This is a genomic window from Halomonas caseinilytica (assembly GCF_001662285.1).
Taxonomy (GTDB): domain Bacteria; phylum Pseudomonadota; class Gammaproteobacteria; order Pseudomonadales; family Halomonadaceae; genus Halomonas; species Halomonas caseinilytica.
On record NZ_BDEO01000009.1, the window covers coordinates 108736 to 126777 of the forward strand.

Below are 18042 nucleotides of genomic sequence, written 5' to 3' on the forward strand. Positions count from 1 at the left end.
AGGATCGCCGACAGAAGGGAATCGAACATGCTGGCTTTCGCCATCTTCGTGGCCACGCTGGTGCTGGTCATCTGGCAGCCGAAAGGGCTGGGTATCGGTTGGAGCGCCCTGGGCGGCGCGGCGGTGGCGCTGGCCACCGGCGTGGTCGACTGGGGCGATGTGGATACCGTCTGGCACATCGTCTGGGACGCTACCTTCACCTTCGTCGCCCTGATCATCATCTCGCTGATCCTCGACGAAGCGGGCTTTTTCGCCTGGGCCGCCCTGCATATCGCCCGCTGGGGCAACGGCCGTGGCCGCCTGCTGTTTCCACTGATCGTGATGCTCGGCGCGATGATCGCGGCGTTGTTCGCCAACGATGGCGCGGCCCTGCTGCTGACGCCCATCGTCATCGCCATCCTGGCGCGGCTCGATTTCAGCCCGGGGGCCGCTCTGGCCTTCATCATCGCCACCGGCTTCGTCGCCGACTCGACCAGCCTGCCGCTGATCATCTCCAACCTGGTCAACATCGTCAGCGCCAACTACTTCGATATCGGCTTCACGCGCTACGCCCAGATCATGGTACCGGTCGACCTGGTCTCGCTGATCGCCACCCTCGTCGTGCTGGGCTGGTACTTCCGCCGCGATATCCCCGCCCGCTACGATGTCGAGCGACTCGAGGCACCGGCCTCAGCGATTCGCGATCACCAGGTCTTTCGCGCCGCCTTTCCGCTGCTGGGCGTGCTGCTGATCGCCCTGTTCCTGACGACCCGCTGGCCGATCCCGTTCGCTGCCATCATGGGCGTGGCCGCCATCGTGCTGATGGCCATCGCCGGTCGATGGCTGACGCCAGGACATCTGCATGTCATCCCGCTTCGCAAGGTCATCGCCAACGCTCCCTGGCAGATCGTGCTGTTCTCGCTGGGCATGTACCTGGTGGTCTATGGCCTGGGCAATGCCTGGCTGACCGCCCGGGCGGCGAATGTGCTGGTGTGGTTGGGCCAGCAAGGCACGATCGTGGCGACCCTCGGCACCGGCTTCGCCTCCGCCATCCTGGCCTCACTGATGAACAACATGCCTTCCACGCTGATCGGCGCGCTGGCCATCGACCAGGCGGATGTCGCGCAGCAGACTCAGCAGTTGATGGTCTACGCCAACGTCATCGGCAACGACCTAGGGCCCAAGTTCACCCCCATCGGCAGCCTCGCCACCCTGCTCTGGCTACATGTGCTGGCCGGCAAGGGCTACCGCATCGGCTGGGGGCAGTACATGAAGGTCGGGTTGGTCATCACCCCGCCGGTGCTGCTGGCCACGCTGCTCGCCCTGGCACTGTGGCTGCCCGTGTTGCCGGCCCCCTAGATCGTTCATGCCCGAAGCGCCCGGACTCAGGAGTGCAGCGCCGCCGTGTCGCGCTCACACCGGCAGATGCAGGATGGCGCCGCGCAGCGCGGCCTCGTCGGCCCACAGCTTGCCGACCGTCAATGGCAGGGAGAAACGCCGGCGGCCGGCGCCGCCGGGATTGAACAGCAGCCGGCCGTCACGCCACTCGTTGCGCGCCTTGTGGGAGTGGCCATGCAGCCCGGCGTCGCAGGAAGTGGCACTAGCGAAGTCGGCGATGTCGTGCACCAGGTGCAGACGCCAGCCGTTGACCACCAGATCGAGATGCCAGGGCAGCCGCTCGGCCCAGGCCGCGGTGTCGACGTTGCCCCGCACCGTATGGACCGGCGCCAGCTCGGCCAACCGCTCGAGTATCGCCGCATCCTCATCGCGGCTGCCCACATCGCCGAGGTGCAGGATCAGCCCGCAACCCTCGAGCATCGTCAGCGCCTCGTCGCGCAGTGTGCCGTGAGTGTCGGCGATCACCCCGACCGGCGCGTCGCATTCGAAACGTTCGGTGTTCATGCGCCAGCTCCCGTGATGCACGCAGTCCCATGCTTGACGCCAGTGATTGTCCTTGACCAGCAACCACCACATTTATACCGCCACCGATTTGCGGCACCATGAAGGCATGCTCGCCGCCGCGAAGGAACTGCCATGCTCGCCACATCCGACACCACCCTGCAACCCGGCTTCATGGTGGTGCATGGCAATCGCCTGGAGGACCTGCGCGACCTGGCGGTGACCTGGATGCGCAGTCATCCGCTGACGCCGCTGGAAGACGAAACCATCCTGGTGCAGAGCAACGGCATCAGCCAGTGGCTCAAGCTCGCCCTGGCCGCCGATGATCCGCAGGGCAGCGGCGTGGCGGCGGCGCTCGACGTCACCCTGCCGGCGCGCTTCCTGTGGCAGGCCTACCGCAGCGTGCTGGTGCATCGCGAGGGCGAGGGTGCCGTGCCGCCGGAGTCGCCGCTCGACAAGCCCCGGCTGATCTGGCGGCTGATGCGCCTGCTGCCCGCCCTGCTCGACGACCCGCTGTTCGCCCCGCTGGCGCGCTTTCTGGCCGATGACGACGACCTGCGCAAGCGCCACCAGCTCGCCGAGCGCCTGGCCGATCTGTTCGACCAGTACCAGGTCTACCGCGCCGACTGGCTGGCGGCCTGGGCGGAAGGCCGCGACGAGCTCATCGACGCCCGCGGCCAGGCCCGGCCGCTCGACGACGATCAGCGCTGGCAGCCCGCCCTGTGGCGCTACCTGCGCGACGACATCGGCGCGGCGGGGCTGGCCACCAGCCGTGCCCTGGTGCACAGCCGCTTTCTCGAAGCCTGCAAGGAACTTACCCCCGAGACGCGTCCTGCCGGCCTGCCGCGTCGTGTCATGGTGTTCGGCATCTCCTCGCTGCCCCGCCAGACCCTCGAGGCCCTGGCCGCCATCGCCCGGGTCAGCCAGGTGGTGCTCTGCGTGCACAACCCATGTCGCCACTACTGGGCCGACATCATAGAGCACAAGGACCTGCTGCGTGCCGCACGCAAGCGCCAGCAACGCCGCCCCGGCATGCCCATCGAGCTGGACGACACCCAACTGCACCTCCACGCCCAGCCACTGCTGGCCGCCTGGGGCAAGCAGGGCCGCGACTACCTGCGCCTGCTCGACGAATTTGACGACCAGGAAAGCTACCGAGCCCGCTTCGAGGCCGAGTCGCTGCGCATCGACCTCTTCGAGTCGCCGCTGGAAGGCTGCGACGCACCCGGCCTGCTCCAGCAGTTGCAGGACGACATCCTCGAGCTGCGCCCGCCGAGCGAGACCCGCGACACCTGGCCGGCCGTCGACCCGGAGCGCGACACCAGCCTGCGCTTCCATGTCGCCCACAGCGCCCTGCGCGAGGTCGAGATCCTCCATGATCAGTTGCTGGCCGCCTTCGACGCCGACCCGAGCCTCAAGCCCCGCGACATCCTGGTCATGGTGCCCGACATCGACACCTACACCGCCGCCGTTCAGGCGGTGTTCGGGCGATTGGCACCGGACGATCCGCGCCATATTCCCTTCACGCTCTCCGACCAGACCAGCCGCCACCGCCAGCCGCTGCTGATCGCCCTGGAGGCGCTACTGCACCTGCCCGAATCGCGGCTCAGCGTGGGCGAGCTGCTTGACCTGCTCGAAGTGCCCGCCCTGCGCCAGCGCTTCGGGCTCGACGCCGAGGCCCTGCCGGTACTGCGCCGCTGGATCGAAGGCGCCGGCATTCGCTGGGGACTCAGCGCCGACCAGCGTGCCCGCCTCGACCTGCCCGACGGGCTCACCGCCAACACCTGGGTCTTCGGCCTGCGCCGCCTGTTGCTTGGTTATGCGGTGGGCGACAACGCCGACGGCCCCTGGCACGGCATTGAGCCGTTCGGCGACATCGGCGGCCTGGAAGCCGCGCTGGCCGGCCCGCTGGTGGATCTGCTCGATACCCTGGACACTCTCTGGCGCCGCCTGAGCGAGCCCGCCGACGTAGCCACTTGGTGCCAGCGCTTGCGCGAGCTGCTCGCCGACTGCTTCAGCGCCGCCGACGAAGCCGATCTCACCACCCTGACCCGGCTCGAGGAACTGCTCGACGAATGGCGCGACACCACCGAGGATGCCGGCCTCGAGGAGCCCCTGCCGCTCTCGGTGGTACGCGAGCACTGGCTCGGCCAGATCGACGGCAACAACCTCTCCCAGCGCTTCCTGGCCGGCGCGGTGAACATCGCCACCCTGATGCCGATGCGCGCCATTCCCTTCCGCCACGTCTGCCTGCTGGGCATGAACGACGGCGACTACCCGCGCACCCAGCGCCCGCTGGACATCGACCTGATGGGCCACGACTACCGTCCCGGCGACCGCTCGCGCCGCGAGGACGACCGCTACCTGTTCCTCGAGGCGCTACTCTCGGCACGCGAGCGGCTGATGATCAGTTGGGTCGGCCGCAGCATTCACGACAACGCCCTACAGCCGCCCTCGGTGCTGCTCGGCCAGTTGCGCGACCATATCGCCGACGGCTGGCGCCTGGCCGGGCACGCAGCGGATGAACAGGCAGGCGACGGCCAGGCGCTGCTCGATGCCCTGACCACCGAGCACCCGCTGCAGCCCTTCAGCCGCACCTACTTCCGCCAGCCCCACCGCCCCGACGCCACCGCCGGCCAGGGGCTGTTCACCTATGCCCATGAATGGCGGGCGATTCATGCACCGCAGAGCGCCAAGGGACGCGACTCAACGACCACGCCGACAAACGCCACAAGTTCCACCAGCGGTGCGAGCGCCCCCACCTTGCTCCCCATGGCCCAGGAAACCCCGCTGACGCTCAAGCAACTCGGCGCCTTCCTCAAGGACCCGGTCAAGGCCTTCTTCAACACCCGGCTCGGCGTGTACCTAGAGCGCGAGGCTGCCGAAAGCCCCGACCACGAGCCCTTCGACCTCGACGGCCTGGCCCACTGGCAACTCCAGAACGAGTTGATCGGCGCCGGGCGACGCGCCGTGGAAGCCAGCGAGCCGCCCATGCCCGTCGTCGACGAGACCCTGGCGCGGCTCGAGCGCGAGGGCCGGCTGGCCATGGGCGGCTTCGCCCAACGCATGCGCGAGGACCTCGTCGCGCCCCTGGACGAGCTGTTCGCCAAATACGCCGAACTGCTCGACGCCTGGCCCCACGCCCGGCCGATGCCGGCGCCGGTCTCGCTCTCGCTGGACGCCGACGGCGGCGAACTGGCCGTGGAGGACTGGCTCGGCGAGCTGCGCGAGAACGACCAGGGCGAAACCTGCCGCCTGCTGCTGCTCACCAGCAGCCTGATCAATCAGAGCAAGTACAACTGGAAACACTGGCTGACACCCTGGGTCGAGCATCTGGCCGCCCAGATCGCCGTCGGCCCGATGATCACCGAGCTGCGCTCCCGGGCCGGCGAGGGCACGCTGTATCCGCTGCCCGCAGACGAAGCCCGCGCCCGGCTGACCGCCATCGCCTCGGCCTGGCAGGCCGGCATGACCGCGCCGCTGCCGCTGGCCCGCGACACCGCCTTCGCCTGGATCGAGAAAGGCGGCGACGCCAGCGGGGTCGAGCGCTACCTGGGCGACGCGGAGAACGCCGAAGAAACCGATCTCAAGGCCGCCAAGGCTGCCGTCCAGACCCTGGAAGGCAACGACCACCAGGGCGGCGAACTCAGCCACGACGCCTATCTGGCCCGACAGTGGCGCGACTTCGACGAGCTGGCCCGCCACCAGGCCGCCGGCCGACACTTCGGCGAACTGGCCGAACGCCTCTACGGGCCGCTGCACTATATGGTGAAGATCACCCAGAAGCAGATGTCGGGCACCGCAAAGCGCCAGCCGAGGGGAGACAAGTCATGAGCGAACACGCCCCCAACCTGGACCCGATTCACCTGCCGCTGCCCGGCAGCCGCCTGATCGAGGCCAGCGCCGGCACCGGCAAGACCTTCACCATTGCCCTGCTCTACCTGCGGCTGGTGCTCGGTCCGCGCGACGCCGACGACACCGCGGCCTTTCCCCGACCACTGACGCCACCGGAAATCCTGGTGGTAACCTTCACCAACGCCGCCACCCAAGAACTGCGCGAACGCATCCGCGCCCGGCTCGTCGAAGCCGCCGACGCCTTTCAGGCCGATACCAGCGCGGTGGGGAAAGGCGCCGAAGGGGCGCCTGGAGCAGGCCTTGAAGGAAGTCCGTCCCGGAACACCACCCCCGACCTCTTCGCCGAGCCACAGAGTTCGGCAGAGCCAGCGCCCGGCAGCGCCTCCGCCGCCGAGCGCCCCGCGGACCCGCTGCTCGCCCTGCGCGACAGCTACCCCCGGGAAAGCTGGCCGGCCTGCGCCCGCCGCCTGCGCCTGGCCGCCGAATGGATGGACGAGGCCGCCGTCTCCACCATCCACGCCTGGTGCCATCGCATGTTGCGCGAGCACGCCTTCGACAGCGGCAGCCTGTTCGCCCTGACCATGGAACTCGACCAGTCGGCGATGGATCAGGAGATCGCCCGGGACTACTGGCGAACCTTCTACTACGCCCTCGACCCCGAGGCCCTGGGCGTGATCACCCAGCACTGGGCTTCGCCGGACGCCCTCAACGAGGCCGTCGGCCGCCTGCGGGTCCACGCCGCCGCCCTGCCCGAGGCGCCACCGCCGGCCGAGACGCTGGCCAACGCCCGGGCCGAGCGCGAACGCATCCTCGGCGAACTCAAGGCGCCCTGGCCGGCCTGGGTCGACGAACTGGAAGCGCTGCTCGACGACGCCGCCGCCCGCAAGGCGTTCAATGGCCAGAAGCTCAACGCCAAGAACCGCGCCAACTGGCTCAACAAGCTGCGCGACTGGGCCAGTGACCCCGAGGCCGTGACGCCCGATCTCACCGATGCCGCCTGGAAACGCCTGACGCCGGAGGGCCTGGCCGAGATCTGGAAGGAAGGCCCGCCGCCGACGCATCCCGCCCTGGACGCCCTGGTCGAACTGCGCGACCGCCTGGCCGAACTGCCCGAGCCCTTCGCCGACCTGCTCTCCCACGCCGTTCACTGGATGGCGCGGCGCCGCGAGACAGTCCAGCGCCGCCGCGCCGAGCTCGGCCCCGACGACCTGCTGCACCGGCTCGATGCAGCCTTCCAGGGCGAGGCCGGCGAGACCCTGGCCTCGCGTATCCGCGCCCAGTTCCCGGTGGCGCTGGTCGACGAGTTCCAGGACACCGACCCGGTTCAGTATCGGCTGTTCGACCATGTCTATCGACTCGCCGAGAACCGTGGCGTCGTTGATGACAGTGAAATGAGCGCGGCATCGGGCGCTGAAAAGAGCGCGGCTTCGGGCGCTGAAAAGAGCGCCGTACTGCTGATCGGCGACCCCAAGCAGGCCATCTACGCCTTTCGCGGCGCCGATATTCACACCTATCTCCAGGCCCGGCGCGACACCGTCGGTCGCCACGTCACCCTCGGCACCAACTTCCGCTCCGCCGCCAACATGGTCGCCGCGGTCAACCGCGTATTCGAATACGCCGAGGCACACAACGAAGGCGGCGCCTTCCTGTTCCGCCAGGGCGGAGAAGATCCCGTTCCCTTTCAGCCCGTCAGCGCCAAGGGACGCAAGGACTCACTGACCCGCGACGGCGCGCCCCAGGCAGCCCTGACTCTCTGGCACGTCGACGCCGAGACGCCGCTGTCGAAATCCGCCTACCTGCGGGAGCTGGCCGCGCGCTGCGCCAGCCAGATGGCCGCACTGCTCCGCGAAGGCCAGGCCGGCCGAACCGGCTTCACCGAAGGCGAGGATTTCCGCCCCCTGGCGCCGTCAGATCTTGCCGTGCTGGTCAACAACGCCGGCGAGGCACGTGCCATCCGCCGTGCGCTGCTCGAGCGCGGCGTGCGCAGCGTCTACCTCTCCGACAAGGAAGGCGTGTACGAGACCGAGGCCGCCGCCGAGCTGGAGTTGTGGCTAGCCGCCTGCGCCGCGCCCGACGACGACCGCGCCCTGCGCGCCGCCCTGGCCAGCCCCAGCCTCGGCCTGACGCTGGCCGAGCTGGACGCCATGAGCGGCGGCAACCAGCAGGACGAACTGGCCTGGGAAGCGCGGGTGATGCAGTTCCGCGACTACCACCGCCAATGGCGACAGCGCGGCGTGCTGCCGATGATTCACCAGATCCTCGCCGACTTCAGCGTACCAGGACGGCTGCTGGCCGTGCCCGAGGGGGAAAGGAGACTGACCGACCTCTTGCACCTCGGCGAACTCCTCCAGCAAGCCAGCAACGAGCTCGACGGCGAGCACGCCCTGCTGCGCCACCTGCGCGAGGCCATCGCCCGGCCGCAGGAACAGGGCGAGGCCCATCGCCTGCGCCTGGAGAGCGACGCCGATCTCGTCCAGGTCGTCACCATCCACAAGTCCAAGGGGCTGGAGTATCCGCTGGTCTTCCTGCCCTTCATCGCCGCCGCCCGGCCGACCAAGAAAACCGACCTGCCGCTGCGCTGGCACGATGACGAGGGCCGACTGCACCTCTCCCTGGAGGCCGACGAGACGATACGCGAGCGCGCCGATCACGAACGGCTCAGCGAGGACATGCGCAAGCTCTACGTCGCCCTGACCCGGGCACGGCACGCCACCTGGCTCGGCCTCGCCCCGCTGGAAGGCCTGGAGCACTCGGCCATCGGCTGGCTCGTCGCCGGCGGCCAACCGCTGCCGCCCGACGCCTTGCGCCCCGCGCTGGAAGCCCTCGACGACGCGGCTCATGATGGCAGCGAAGGCGCCACGGTCGTCGTCAGCGACGCCCCCGACGTGGACACCACGCCTGTACCGCCGGACGACGACGAAGCGCCACTGGCCCCGGCTCGCCGCCCGCAACGCACCATTCGCGAACACTGGTGGATCGCCAGCTACTCGGCACTACGTACCGGCGCCACTCCGGATAACGACACCGAATCCGCCACCAGCGTCGAGGCCGAGCCGTCACCGGAGCCCACCACCGCTGGCGAAGCCACGGCGATGGAAGTAATCGACGAGCCCTACGATGCCGGCGCCGCTGCGGTGAGCGAGGGCTCACTGCATAGATTTCCTCGCGGCCCCTCGGCGGGCACCTTTCTCCACGGCCTGCTGGAATGGGCCGGCCAGCACGGCTTCGCCCGTGTCGCCGAGGACGCCGAGCTGCGCGACGAGACCCTGGCCCGCCGCGCCAACCGACGCGGCTGGGAAAGCCAGATTCCCGCCCTCGCCGAATGGCTGCCCAGCCTGCTGAGCGCCGAACTGCCGGTACCTGACAGCCCAGCGGAGACGGCCACGGACGACACCCCGCTGCGCCTCGACCGGCTCGACAGCTACAAGATCGAGATGGAATTCTGGCTGGCCGCCCACCGGGTCGACACCCGCCGGCTGGACGCCCTCGTAAGCACTCACACACTCGGCGGAAGGCCCCGGCCGGCGCTCGACCCCGATCGGCTCAACGGCATGCTCAAGGGCTTCATCGACCTGGTGGCGGAACACCGGGGGCGCTATTACGTGCTCGACTGGAAATCCAACCACCTGGGGGCAGACGACGCCGCCTACTCGCCCGAGGCCATGATGGATGCGGTGCTCGAGAAACGCTACGACGTGCAGTACTGCCTGTACCTGCTGGCCCTGCACCGGCTACTCCGTTCCCGCCTGCCGGACTACGACATCGACCGCCACCTGGGCGGCGCGCTCTACGTCTTCCTGCGCGGCACCCGCGCGCCCTCACGCGGCGTGCATGCCGAGCGCCCATCCCGCGAACTGATCGAAGGGCTCGACGCCCTGTTCCGCGACGCCGAGGAGGCCGCCGCATGACGCCGGATATCACGACTCTTTCCCCCGAGCGCGCCCTCGACGATCACGAAGCGCTGTTCGCCCTGCTCGAGCGCTGGGTGGCGCGCGGCTGGCTGCGTTCGCTCGACCGCGCCTTCGCCGATTTCCTGCGTCGCGAGGTAAGCGAGGCCTCACCCGCACTGCTGCTGGCGGCGGCACTCGCCAGCCACCAGCTCGGGCGCGGGCATGTCTGCCTCGACCTCGCCCTCACCCTCGAGACACCGGACCTCGCCCTCTCGCTGCCCCCCGAAGGCGACAGCCTGGAAGAACCGCCGCCGCTGCCCAGCCAGGTGATGGCCGGGCTCGATGTCGCCACCTGGCGCGCCGCCCTGCACCAGCCCGAGCTGGTCGGCGACGGCCCTGGCGCCACGCCCCTGGTGCTCGATGGCGATGCCGAACGGCCCCGGCTGTATATGCGCCGCTACTGGCAGCACGAGCAGGATATCCACAGCCGGATCTCAGCGCGGCTCACGGTCGATGAAACGACCATGGAAGCCGCCAGCCTGCAGCCGCTGCTCGATACCCTCTTCGCGCCCCGCGACGAGCTCGACTGGCAGAAGACCGCCTGCGCCCTGGCCACGCGTTCGCGCTTCGCGGTGATCACCGGCGGCCCCGGCACCGGCAAGACCACCACCGTGGTGCGCCTGCTTGCCCTGCTCCAGGCCCTCACCCTGGGCGCCGGCGAGCCCGCCCTGCGCATCCGCCTCGCCGCGCCCACCGGCAAGGCCGCCGCCCGGCTCAACGAATCCATCGCCGGCCAGGTCGGCCAATTGCCCTTCGGCGCCCTGGCCAGTCAGGCCGGGATCGAGACGACACCGAGCGATGGCGAGACAAGCCCCGCCGCACGGCTCCACAAGGCCGTGCCGCAGGACGTTTCCACACTGCACCGACTGCTCGGCTCACGCCCGGATACACGACGCTTCCGCCACGACCGCCATAACCCGCTGCCGCTCGACGTGCTGGTGGTCGACGAAGCCTCGATGGTCGACGTGGGTATGATGGCCGCCCTGCTCGAAGCTCTGCCGCCCCATGCCCGGCTGATCCTGCTCGGCGACAAGGACCAGCTCGCCTCGGTGGAAGCTGGCTCGATCCTCGGCGACCTCTGCGCCCGCGCCGATGGCGGCCACTACACCCCGGCCACCGCCAACTGGCTGAATGATGCCACCGGCCAGACGCTGCCCGGCGACTATCTCGACGCCGACGGCCAGCCGCTCGACCAGAGCATCGCCATGCTGCGCGTCAGCCACCGCTTCACCGCCGACAGCGGCATCGGCCAACTGGCCGCCGCCATCAACGCCCCGCTCGATCGAGCGAACGAACCCGCCGCGCAGCGCCGGGCGATTCAGCAGGCTCTCAGCGCCGGCTTCGCCGACCTCTCGCACCTGAAGCTGCCCAAGGACGACGAACGCCGCCTGGCCCGCCTCACGGTGACCGGCTATCCCGAAGGCTTTCCCAAGGCCGAGACAAGTACCGCCGCCGCCAGCAGAACGCCTCCGGTCGGCTATCGTCACTTTCTCTCGATCATGGCCGAGCAACGCCCGGCGGACGACGCCGATCAAACGGCCTTCGACGACTGGGCCAGAAAAGTGCTCGAAGCCCACGGCCACTTCCAACTGCTGTGCGCCTTGCGGCGCGGCCCCTGGGGCGTGGAAGGCCTGAACGAACGCGTGCGTCAGGCACTGGAAAAGGAAGGACTGATCGACAGCCAGGACGGCCGCCACCTCTGGTACCCCGGCCGCCCGGTGCTGGTGACCAAGAACGACTACGGCCTCGGGCTGATGAACGGCGATATCGGCATCACGCTGGCCATGCCGCGCCCCGATGCCAACCCAAGCGACAACAACCCACGCCTGCTGCGCGTCGCCTTCCCCGCCGGCGACGGCAGCGACCGCATCAAGTGGGTACTGCCCTCACGCCTGCAAGCCGTGGAAACCGTGTTCGCCATGACCGTACACAAATCCCAAGGCTCGGAATTCACCCACGCCGCCCTGATACTCCCCGACGCCCCCAACCCGATTCTCACAAGGGAGCTCGTCTACACCGGCATCACCCGCGCCCGCCACTGGCTGACACTGGTGGAAACCGGCCGAGGGCAACTACTGGACGCCGCGCAGCGGAGAGTGATAAGGGTGAGTGGGTTGGGGAGTTGATAAAAGCGCCTCGCAAGCGGCAAGGCGTGTGAGCGAGGCTTACGGGGTGCCGAACAGCGCTTCGTAGACCGCCACGGCACTTTCATACTTGGTGAAATGGCTTTTGGGGACTACACGAATCGTATGGCGCTCAGCCTTAATACCTTCTGCATTGCCCTTGGTGTGCCTCGCTACCTTGAACCCCGAGAGATCAGGAAGCGGGTTTCCCGGTGAGTCGCCGAAGATCAGGAATGGCCCTAGCTCTAGCGTCTCAGCATCGAACTGAATCCAAACCACTACACCTGACGGCTTGATACCCAATGCTGTGTGCACATTCTGCTTGCCGGTTCTCGCCTCTCGACTGGAAGCCTTGAGCTGTAGATGTCGGATTACTCCATTCTCCTCAGCGATTATATCGTATCCGCTGTTGTCGACTTCCGGCCTTGCAACTTCGAGCTTACAGCCTCTCTTCAGCCAGGAATGCTTGAGCAGTTCACCGACGAATAGATATTCAATCAAGCGTTCCCGATATGATGAATGGATGAAGTGCTGCTCCAACCTGAGCCTCCTTTGGCGGCAATAAAAAGTTCACAATATCGCGGACATTAGCCACAGCCCCCTGGACAATATACTTTTTATGAAATGCCAAATTTACACCAAGTGGGTACAAACCTCACGGCTGCAAACGGTGGAGACAGAGTTCGCGGTGGTGATACGCAAGTCCCAGGGCTCGGAGTTCACCCACACCACCCTGGTACTCCCCAACGCCCCAACCCGATTCTCACAAGGGAACTCGTCTACACTGGCATCACCCGCGCCCGCCACTGTCTGACGCTAGTGGAAACCGGCCGGGGGCAACTACTGGACGCCGCGCAGCGGAGAGTGATGAGGGTGAGTGGGTTGGGGAGTTGATGAGCATCGGCTCGCTGATGCAAGCCACATAGGAGATCAGCTTTCGGCCAGGAGCGGCCATTAAGTCTTCCCTGATGTAACGTCTGGCTCTGGGGCTGCATGGAGTAGAGCGTAATGCAGTCCCCAGCAGCCACTGGTTAACTGTTTTTCTTCTTCATTGTAATTAGTCCGGCCGTGTTCATCCCTCGTTGCCACGCTCTATTTGTCCAATACGTTCCTTTTAAGACTGTATCTGCCTCATTAATTATTATCTCAAGTTTGGCCGCCCCCTCAAAGAGTCTATCATCTGTTTCTTCTGGAACCGGAACCGACGCCTCAAAAATATAACTCAAATAGAAAGTTCCGCTACGAGGATCTCGATAAAGCTCACTTTGTATCACCTTGCTTTCTTGATAACCATCCAATGATCTCAAGGCCAAATTAAATCCAAATAAATCTGCCTTAATGGTTAGCTCAACTTCCTTTACGGCGTTGTTTCCACTTTCGTCGGTGTAATTTGAGTGCACCTCGCCAAGCCACTTCCCGTTGAGGTTTGGACATACCGCTTTATGTAAAACCTCCCCAAGAAATGGAGACTTCCAAAAAACCAACCATCCCCACCTGCCGATAACAAAAATAATCGCGATGAATATAAGCGCAATCGGTGTCGCAAGCTTAAAAGCATCCCCAAAGCTATCCCAAGAAATGGCGCCATCGTCAGGGCCCAACAATAAGATCAAAGCCGATAGAAATAGGGCTGAAAAGGTTACGAGCAATACTTTTAATAGCCCAAGTTTCGGAAATACTCTCCACATATCTATCTACCTTTGTAATACTTTTTCTTCGGTGGGTTTCTTAAAGGACGAGAAAAGCCAGTGATGCGAACCTTCACTACCCCCATACCTTTTATTTTGTTATTTTCCAGAACCAGGCATTCCATATAATGTGTACCACCATAACTACAACCCTCGTATCGTTCATCGCTAACTGAAAGTACCGAAGTGTGGCCAAGATCATTGACCCTTTTTGCTTCTGCATCTTGATTACGAACGATCCAATGAACCTCGGCGGTTTCGCTATAATCTGTCTTGTTGTCAATTGAAAAATAAAGCTCTTCATCACGAAAAACTCTTACCTCATCTGTCACTTTACTAGAAAGTAACTTTCCATTTTTTCGAGGTGACGAACATTAATTTTAGGTGGCACTGTTATTGCGGGAAGATTTGTTTTCTTTGACACTTCGTCAATCCTTTCAGCAAAGGGAGGGAACATGTGCTCAAATGTTGCACCCCACAAAACGTATTGCTGAAGGCTATCCTCTGACTTATCGATAAACTCGCAGGAGTTTTTTAATGCTATTACTCTACTTTTTATTTGTTCATATTCATCACCTTTAAATTCAAACAAATCCCCACCATTACATGGGTTGTTTAAGGTGTCATTTGAGATGATATAACTCGCGACATTTACAGCGGTTTGAATGAAGGCATCATCGTCATCGTCCGCTTCAACATATTTCTCTGCTACTAGTGCAGTAATGGCGATTGATGGAATTTTAACTCCGTCTTCTTTACCCTTAATTAGCGCCCATGCTTTCAGATACTTAATTATCCTTCTAAGCTGAGCCAAAGATTTCGGAGTAAGGCCTGATACTTTTTTATTAAACCAGTCTTGAAGAACTTTGGGGTCACTATCAACCCACTCGTCCGACTCAATTGCTAGCTTACAGGTATCGGTTTCAAAATCGTAATAGTAAATAGGTATATCAATGTGGAAAGATGAAGGGTAAATCAATCGCTCACAGCTCGTTTTACTTTCTCCAACCTTGGCTTCTGGTCTATTCGACACATACCACTCAAGTATATTTCGATTTAGCTGTTTTACTTCTAAAGCAGATAACCCCTCATCTTCTGCGTCACACAAAACATATACTCCAACATCAATATCAAATTCATCGCCCTTTTGCATAGGCCTTATAAGAGTATGATTTTTATACGATCCTTGGAGCCAGTGTTTTACTGTAACCTCTAGCGATGCAGCAAGTTCGGGTTTAAACAACTCAAGCAGTTTATCTTTCTTCGCTCTGGCGTCTTCTAACTGCTCAGGCGTCAACGATATACGTGTAAAGAGTGTTTCAGCTTCATTATTGTCAAAGAACAGCCTGGCACTTAATCCCATAAATTTAACTCCCTATGCTTACATCCACGCGCCGGATAGTTAACGCCCGGTGGCAAAACCGGAGCGAAGCGGAGGATTTGGCATCCGGTGCATGGCATGGTTAGGCAAACCATTCCGGATACTAGTCATCATCGAATTCTTTTGGTCTCCATCCAGAAAGATACTTATCCGCGAGCTCAAGCAAATCACCTACGTCCTCAGGTGGAGAAGCTTTCAGCACCTCGATCTGCTCTCGCAGTTTATCCTCACCGTTGTAAACCTCAGTCAATACATCCCATGCCAGTCGTGGTTTACGACGGACAGCACGACTGCCCATTGACTGACTTCTTACTTCACTTCTCGCACTTTTTAGTAGTGCGTATGTCACTTGAGGCGAGTCGGGCACTTTCAACTCCGGCTCATCAGGAGCGGCTTCCCTTTTAGTTAGCAAAAGCGTCCTAAGTAGGTCCGTATCTCTTGCCAGATCTTCAGGACTAGCATCCCTAACCTCAGTGCGCACTTCAGCTTCAAATCTCTCTGCAGCCGCCTCAGAAACAAGCTTGTGGCCGGCTCCTTCCCGATATCCAACGATAGTAACTATTTTCTGCTTCGAAGAAAGAGGCTTAACTTCAGGCAATATTTCTTTAACTGCCTCTTCGATGGCTTCAGGCTCCTTCAGTGCACGGACCAGACGGTATACGACCCTTCCAACAATAAGTCCTATATCCGGGTCAAACATTCCAAGCTGTCGATCCGGAAGCTTGGGAAGGATATTAAGTAGCACTATCGCCCCAGGAACTACATGCTCTGCATCGAACTTATCCTCGTATACTTCAAGTGACGAGATCACATCCTGTACTCGCTCTATCGGCAGCGAATCGAGATAGCGAGAGAATGCGGTTTTGTCAGTTATTATTTCCCATGCACCCTCTGCATCCGAGAAGGCCTGTAGCTGTTCCCCAATGACACGCTCCAAATAATAGCGGAGTACATCCTCATGGGCTACACGCCTTTCACGCAGCCACCTGCTCTTCCAATCTCCTCCATAGTGCATTCCTCCTAAGTGTCGCTCGCCACCAGGAAACAACTGGCGAATCAAATTCCGAACACACTCCCTTTGATCACCACCAGCCTCCACTAAAATCTCGACCTGTTCCTTTAAGTGCGGCGGCTCTTCACGAGCTCCGAAACCATTCGCTGTTGCCGTAAGGCCATCCACCGTTAGGCGCAGTCTATGGAATACGTCGGGCAGGAAAACACGAATCGCTTCTAACGCCAATATATCAACCAATGCAACTTGCCCTTCTAAATCCCGAACTGTTCCATGAATAGAAGCTGCATACCGCCGAACATCCCTCATGTTTCTTATGAGGGGTTGAATGACTTCCATAAACACATCAGGCCAAAGTTCAGAATCGAAGTAACCTGGCTTTTCTACGTCTTCAAGCGCGCCATCAATTGCCTTAAAGATTTGCGAATTTAAGACGTGATCAGGGACTGCCGGGAGATCGACCCCTATTTGCAATATCTTCTCAAGATAGTCACGCCCAGGAACACCCTGTTCACCCAGGGCTTGCTCTACGCGGTAACGATCGAAAGCTAATAAATAGATGATGTTCGGAAAGTTTGCAGTAAGCCTCACTAGTTTGAATACGTCCCGTATTTCCGGCGTGGATAGTCGGTCGATATCATCCAAAACAACAACTATCGGATTATTTAACTTTTTGAGAGCGTCTCGAACTCTTGATTGGCTAGCTTTCACGCCCTCTTTTTTGCGTTGAAGAGACTTCGCAAGAATATCAGTCACCACTCGCCCACGCTCGATCCATGGCCCTACGAGCGGCAACCATCCAAGACCTGAGAAGGATTCTCCATACTCCTCGATTCGTTCGCCGACCTCAGCCATTCCGGGTTGAATCTTCAGCTGCGCAGATAGTTCTATAAAAAACGATTGCACAAGTTGATCCGCTCCGCTAAACATCCACGGATTGAACTCAAGTACGGTTACACCTGATTTTTCAAGCAAGCCTTGAGCTAGATTGACAAATGAAGTCTTTCCCGCCCCCCACGCCCCCAAGACACCAACCGCAACCCCTTCACTTGCGTCTAGGGATAAAATTTGCGTGGCAAATGAAGAAGCGGGCTTAAGGCGCCCAAGCGCATCATCTTCCGGTTTTGTGATTGGGTTGTCTACACTAAGACGAACTATTTTCTGATCAAGTTGGGATGTACTTGACGGCACCCTGTCGACATTCTTTTTCTTAAATAAACTACGAATCCAGTTCATAGGTAACTCGGTTGCCTAACAGGTATTAGACAGTGCGCTCGTTTATTGACTTGAACGAGCGCGCGCGTTCAAGAATGTTATACCGCTCGCATGCAGAGCCCCTAAAGCACTGAAATATATTAAAATTAAGTATAGCTCGGCCACATAACACCGATCATCGCGCCAGCTGCATAACACAGATCGCCGTGCCAGCCGGACCTGCCCACGTGTCGGCTTTGGGTCGATAGCGGACGTCACTTCACAAGCTCCGTTACTTTATTCGAGTCAAAAGCCAGCCGGCCGGCAATGGCCGCCATCTCGCCGAGAGGATGCTCATAGCTCCAAGCCTCATCGGCGATATAGGGCAGCGAGTAGTAGGTGCTCTCGCCCTTGAAAGGGCAGTGGGTCACGGTGGTGGAGACAGTGAACCTTGACATATCCACATCCGCTTTCGGGATATATTGACGCTGTGGATAGTCTTTCTCATGAAGTTCAATGCCGTCTCGGGCATCGGCGAGCAAAATGTCGCAATGATATATCCGTCCCCTGCGTGCATGCGGGTGCAAGGTGATGCGAGAGGCGGTGAGATTGGCCATCAGCAGTCTCTTGCCGGTTGGGTTATCAGTCAGCCTAGAAGGGGGGATACAGAATGTCACCGTTTGGCGACATTTTCGGCTTCAACCATTAATCCACGTCTGCCTACGCAGAACATCCAAACCAGCACCAGCTAGGCTACTCAGCGCTTGGCGCTAACGCTGCCTCCCGCCATGATGATGGCATTGACGAGCTGCGGGAGACTCTCGGGATGAGCGATACACCACGCACACCGGTACCGCTAACAGAGCTGGGCGGTCGCTCCGTTCTCTTCGTGATGGCGGCGGACGCTGAATACGGCCCGCATCTCAGGGAGCATTTCGTTCCCTTCATGACCGGCGTGGGG

Annotated in this window: 11 protein-coding genes and 1 pseudogene; 5 read left to right on the top strand and 7 right to left on the bottom strand. The window is 61.9% G+C overall.

Annotated elements, in window-relative coordinates; all coding sequences use genetic code 11:
• Nucleotides 1–27: 27 nt before the first annotated feature.
• The gene (locus HSDC_RS11530) at nucleotides 28–1338 is read left to right on the top strand and encodes an arsenic transporter (RefSeq protein WP_064700107.1); all 1311 of its coding nucleotides are present in this window, start codon (nucleotides 28–30) and stop codon (nucleotides 1336–1338) included.
• Nucleotides 1339–1392: 54 nt separating this feature from the next.
• Here HSDC_RS11530 and HSDC_RS11535 read toward each other — a convergent pair whose 3' ends face one another.
• Nucleotides 1393–1881 (bottom strand): metallophosphoesterase family protein, encoded by a 489-nt coding sequence (locus HSDC_RS11535; RefSeq protein ID WP_064700108.1) that lies wholly within the window; start codon nucleotides 1879–1881, stop codon nucleotides 1393–1395.
• 132 nt (nucleotides 1882–2013) lie between these two features.
• Here HSDC_RS11535 and recC point away from each other — a divergent pair, with 132 nt between their 5' ends.
• Genes recC through recD form a run of 3 tightly spaced genes read left to right on the top strand, consistent with a single transcriptional unit; the run spans nucleotide 2014 to nucleotide 11809 of the window.
• Nucleotides 2014–5712 carry an exodeoxyribonuclease V subunit gamma gene (gene recC, locus HSDC_RS11540; RefSeq protein ID WP_064700109.1) on the top strand — a complete coding sequence of 1233 codons (3699 nt, stop codon included), beginning with the start codon at nucleotides 2014–2016 and terminating at the stop codon, nucleotides 5710–5712.
• On the top strand, nucleotides 5709–9641 hold the full coding sequence (gene recB, locus HSDC_RS11545; RefSeq protein WP_064700110.1) for an exodeoxyribonuclease V subunit beta: 3933 nt from the start codon (nucleotides 5709–5711) through the stop codon (nucleotides 9639–9641). The genes recC and recB overlap by 4 nt, the downstream gene beginning before the upstream one ends.
• Nucleotides 9638–11809 carry an exodeoxyribonuclease V subunit alpha gene (gene recD, locus HSDC_RS11550; RefSeq protein WP_064700111.1) on the top strand — a complete coding sequence of 724 codons (2172 nt, stop codon included), beginning with the start codon at nucleotides 9638–9640 and terminating at the stop codon, nucleotides 11807–11809. The genes recB and recD overlap by 4 nt, the downstream gene beginning before the upstream one ends.
• Before the next feature lie 39 nt (nucleotides 11810–11848).
• Here recD and HSDC_RS11555 read toward each other — a convergent pair whose 3' ends face one another.
• A complete protein-coding gene (locus HSDC_RS11555; RefSeq protein WP_064700112.1) occupies nucleotides 11849–12346 on the bottom strand; it encodes a hypothetical protein in 498 nt (165 codons plus the stop codon).
• A gap of 100 nt (nucleotides 12347–12446) precedes the next feature.
• Between HSDC_RS11555 and HSDC_RS16975 the strand changes: the two are divergent.
• Nucleotides 12447–12700 (top strand): annotated as a pseudogene (locus HSDC_RS16975) (ATP-binding domain-containing protein); the annotation flags it as partial.
• Nucleotides 12701–12837: 137 nt separating this feature from the next.
• Here the strand turns inward: HSDC_RS16975 and HSDC_RS16710 are convergent.
• The 5 genes from HSDC_RS16710 to HSDC_RS11575 form a co-directional block, all read right to left on the bottom strand.
• Nucleotides 12838–13494 carry a Cap15 family cyclic dinucleotide receptor domain-containing protein gene (locus HSDC_RS16710; RefSeq protein WP_137055280.1) on the bottom strand — a complete coding sequence of 219 codons (657 nt, stop codon included), beginning with the start codon at nucleotides 13492–13494 and terminating at the stop codon, nucleotides 12838–12840.
• Between the two features lie 2 nt (nucleotides 13495–13496).
• Nucleotides 13497–13826, bottom strand: a complete 330-nt coding sequence (locus HSDC_RS16715; RefSeq protein WP_137055282.1) for a nucleotide-binding domain-containing protein — start codon at nucleotides 13824–13826, stop codon at nucleotides 13497–13499.
• The gene (locus HSDC_RS16720) at nucleotides 13823–14857 is read right to left on the bottom strand and encodes a CBASS cGAMP synthase (RefSeq protein ID WP_137055284.1); all 1035 of its coding nucleotides are present in this window, start codon (nucleotides 14855–14857) and stop codon (nucleotides 13823–13825) included. The genes HSDC_RS16715 and HSDC_RS16720 overlap by 4 nt, the downstream gene beginning before the upstream one ends.
• A gap of 121 nt (nucleotides 14858–14978) precedes the next feature.
• On the bottom strand, nucleotides 14979–17123 hold the full coding sequence (locus HSDC_RS16455) for a KAP family P-loop NTPase fold protein (RefSeq protein WP_073292173.1): 2145 nt from the start codon (nucleotides 17121–17123) through the stop codon (nucleotides 14979–14981).
• A 233-nt stretch (nucleotides 17124–17356) separates the two neighbouring features.
• The gene (locus HSDC_RS11575) at nucleotides 17357–17698 is read right to left on the bottom strand and encodes a DUF427 domain-containing protein (RefSeq protein WP_064700116.1); all 342 of its coding nucleotides are present in this window, start codon (nucleotides 17696–17698) and stop codon (nucleotides 17357–17359) included.
• Between the last annotated feature and the right edge of the window lie 344 nt (nucleotides 17699–18042).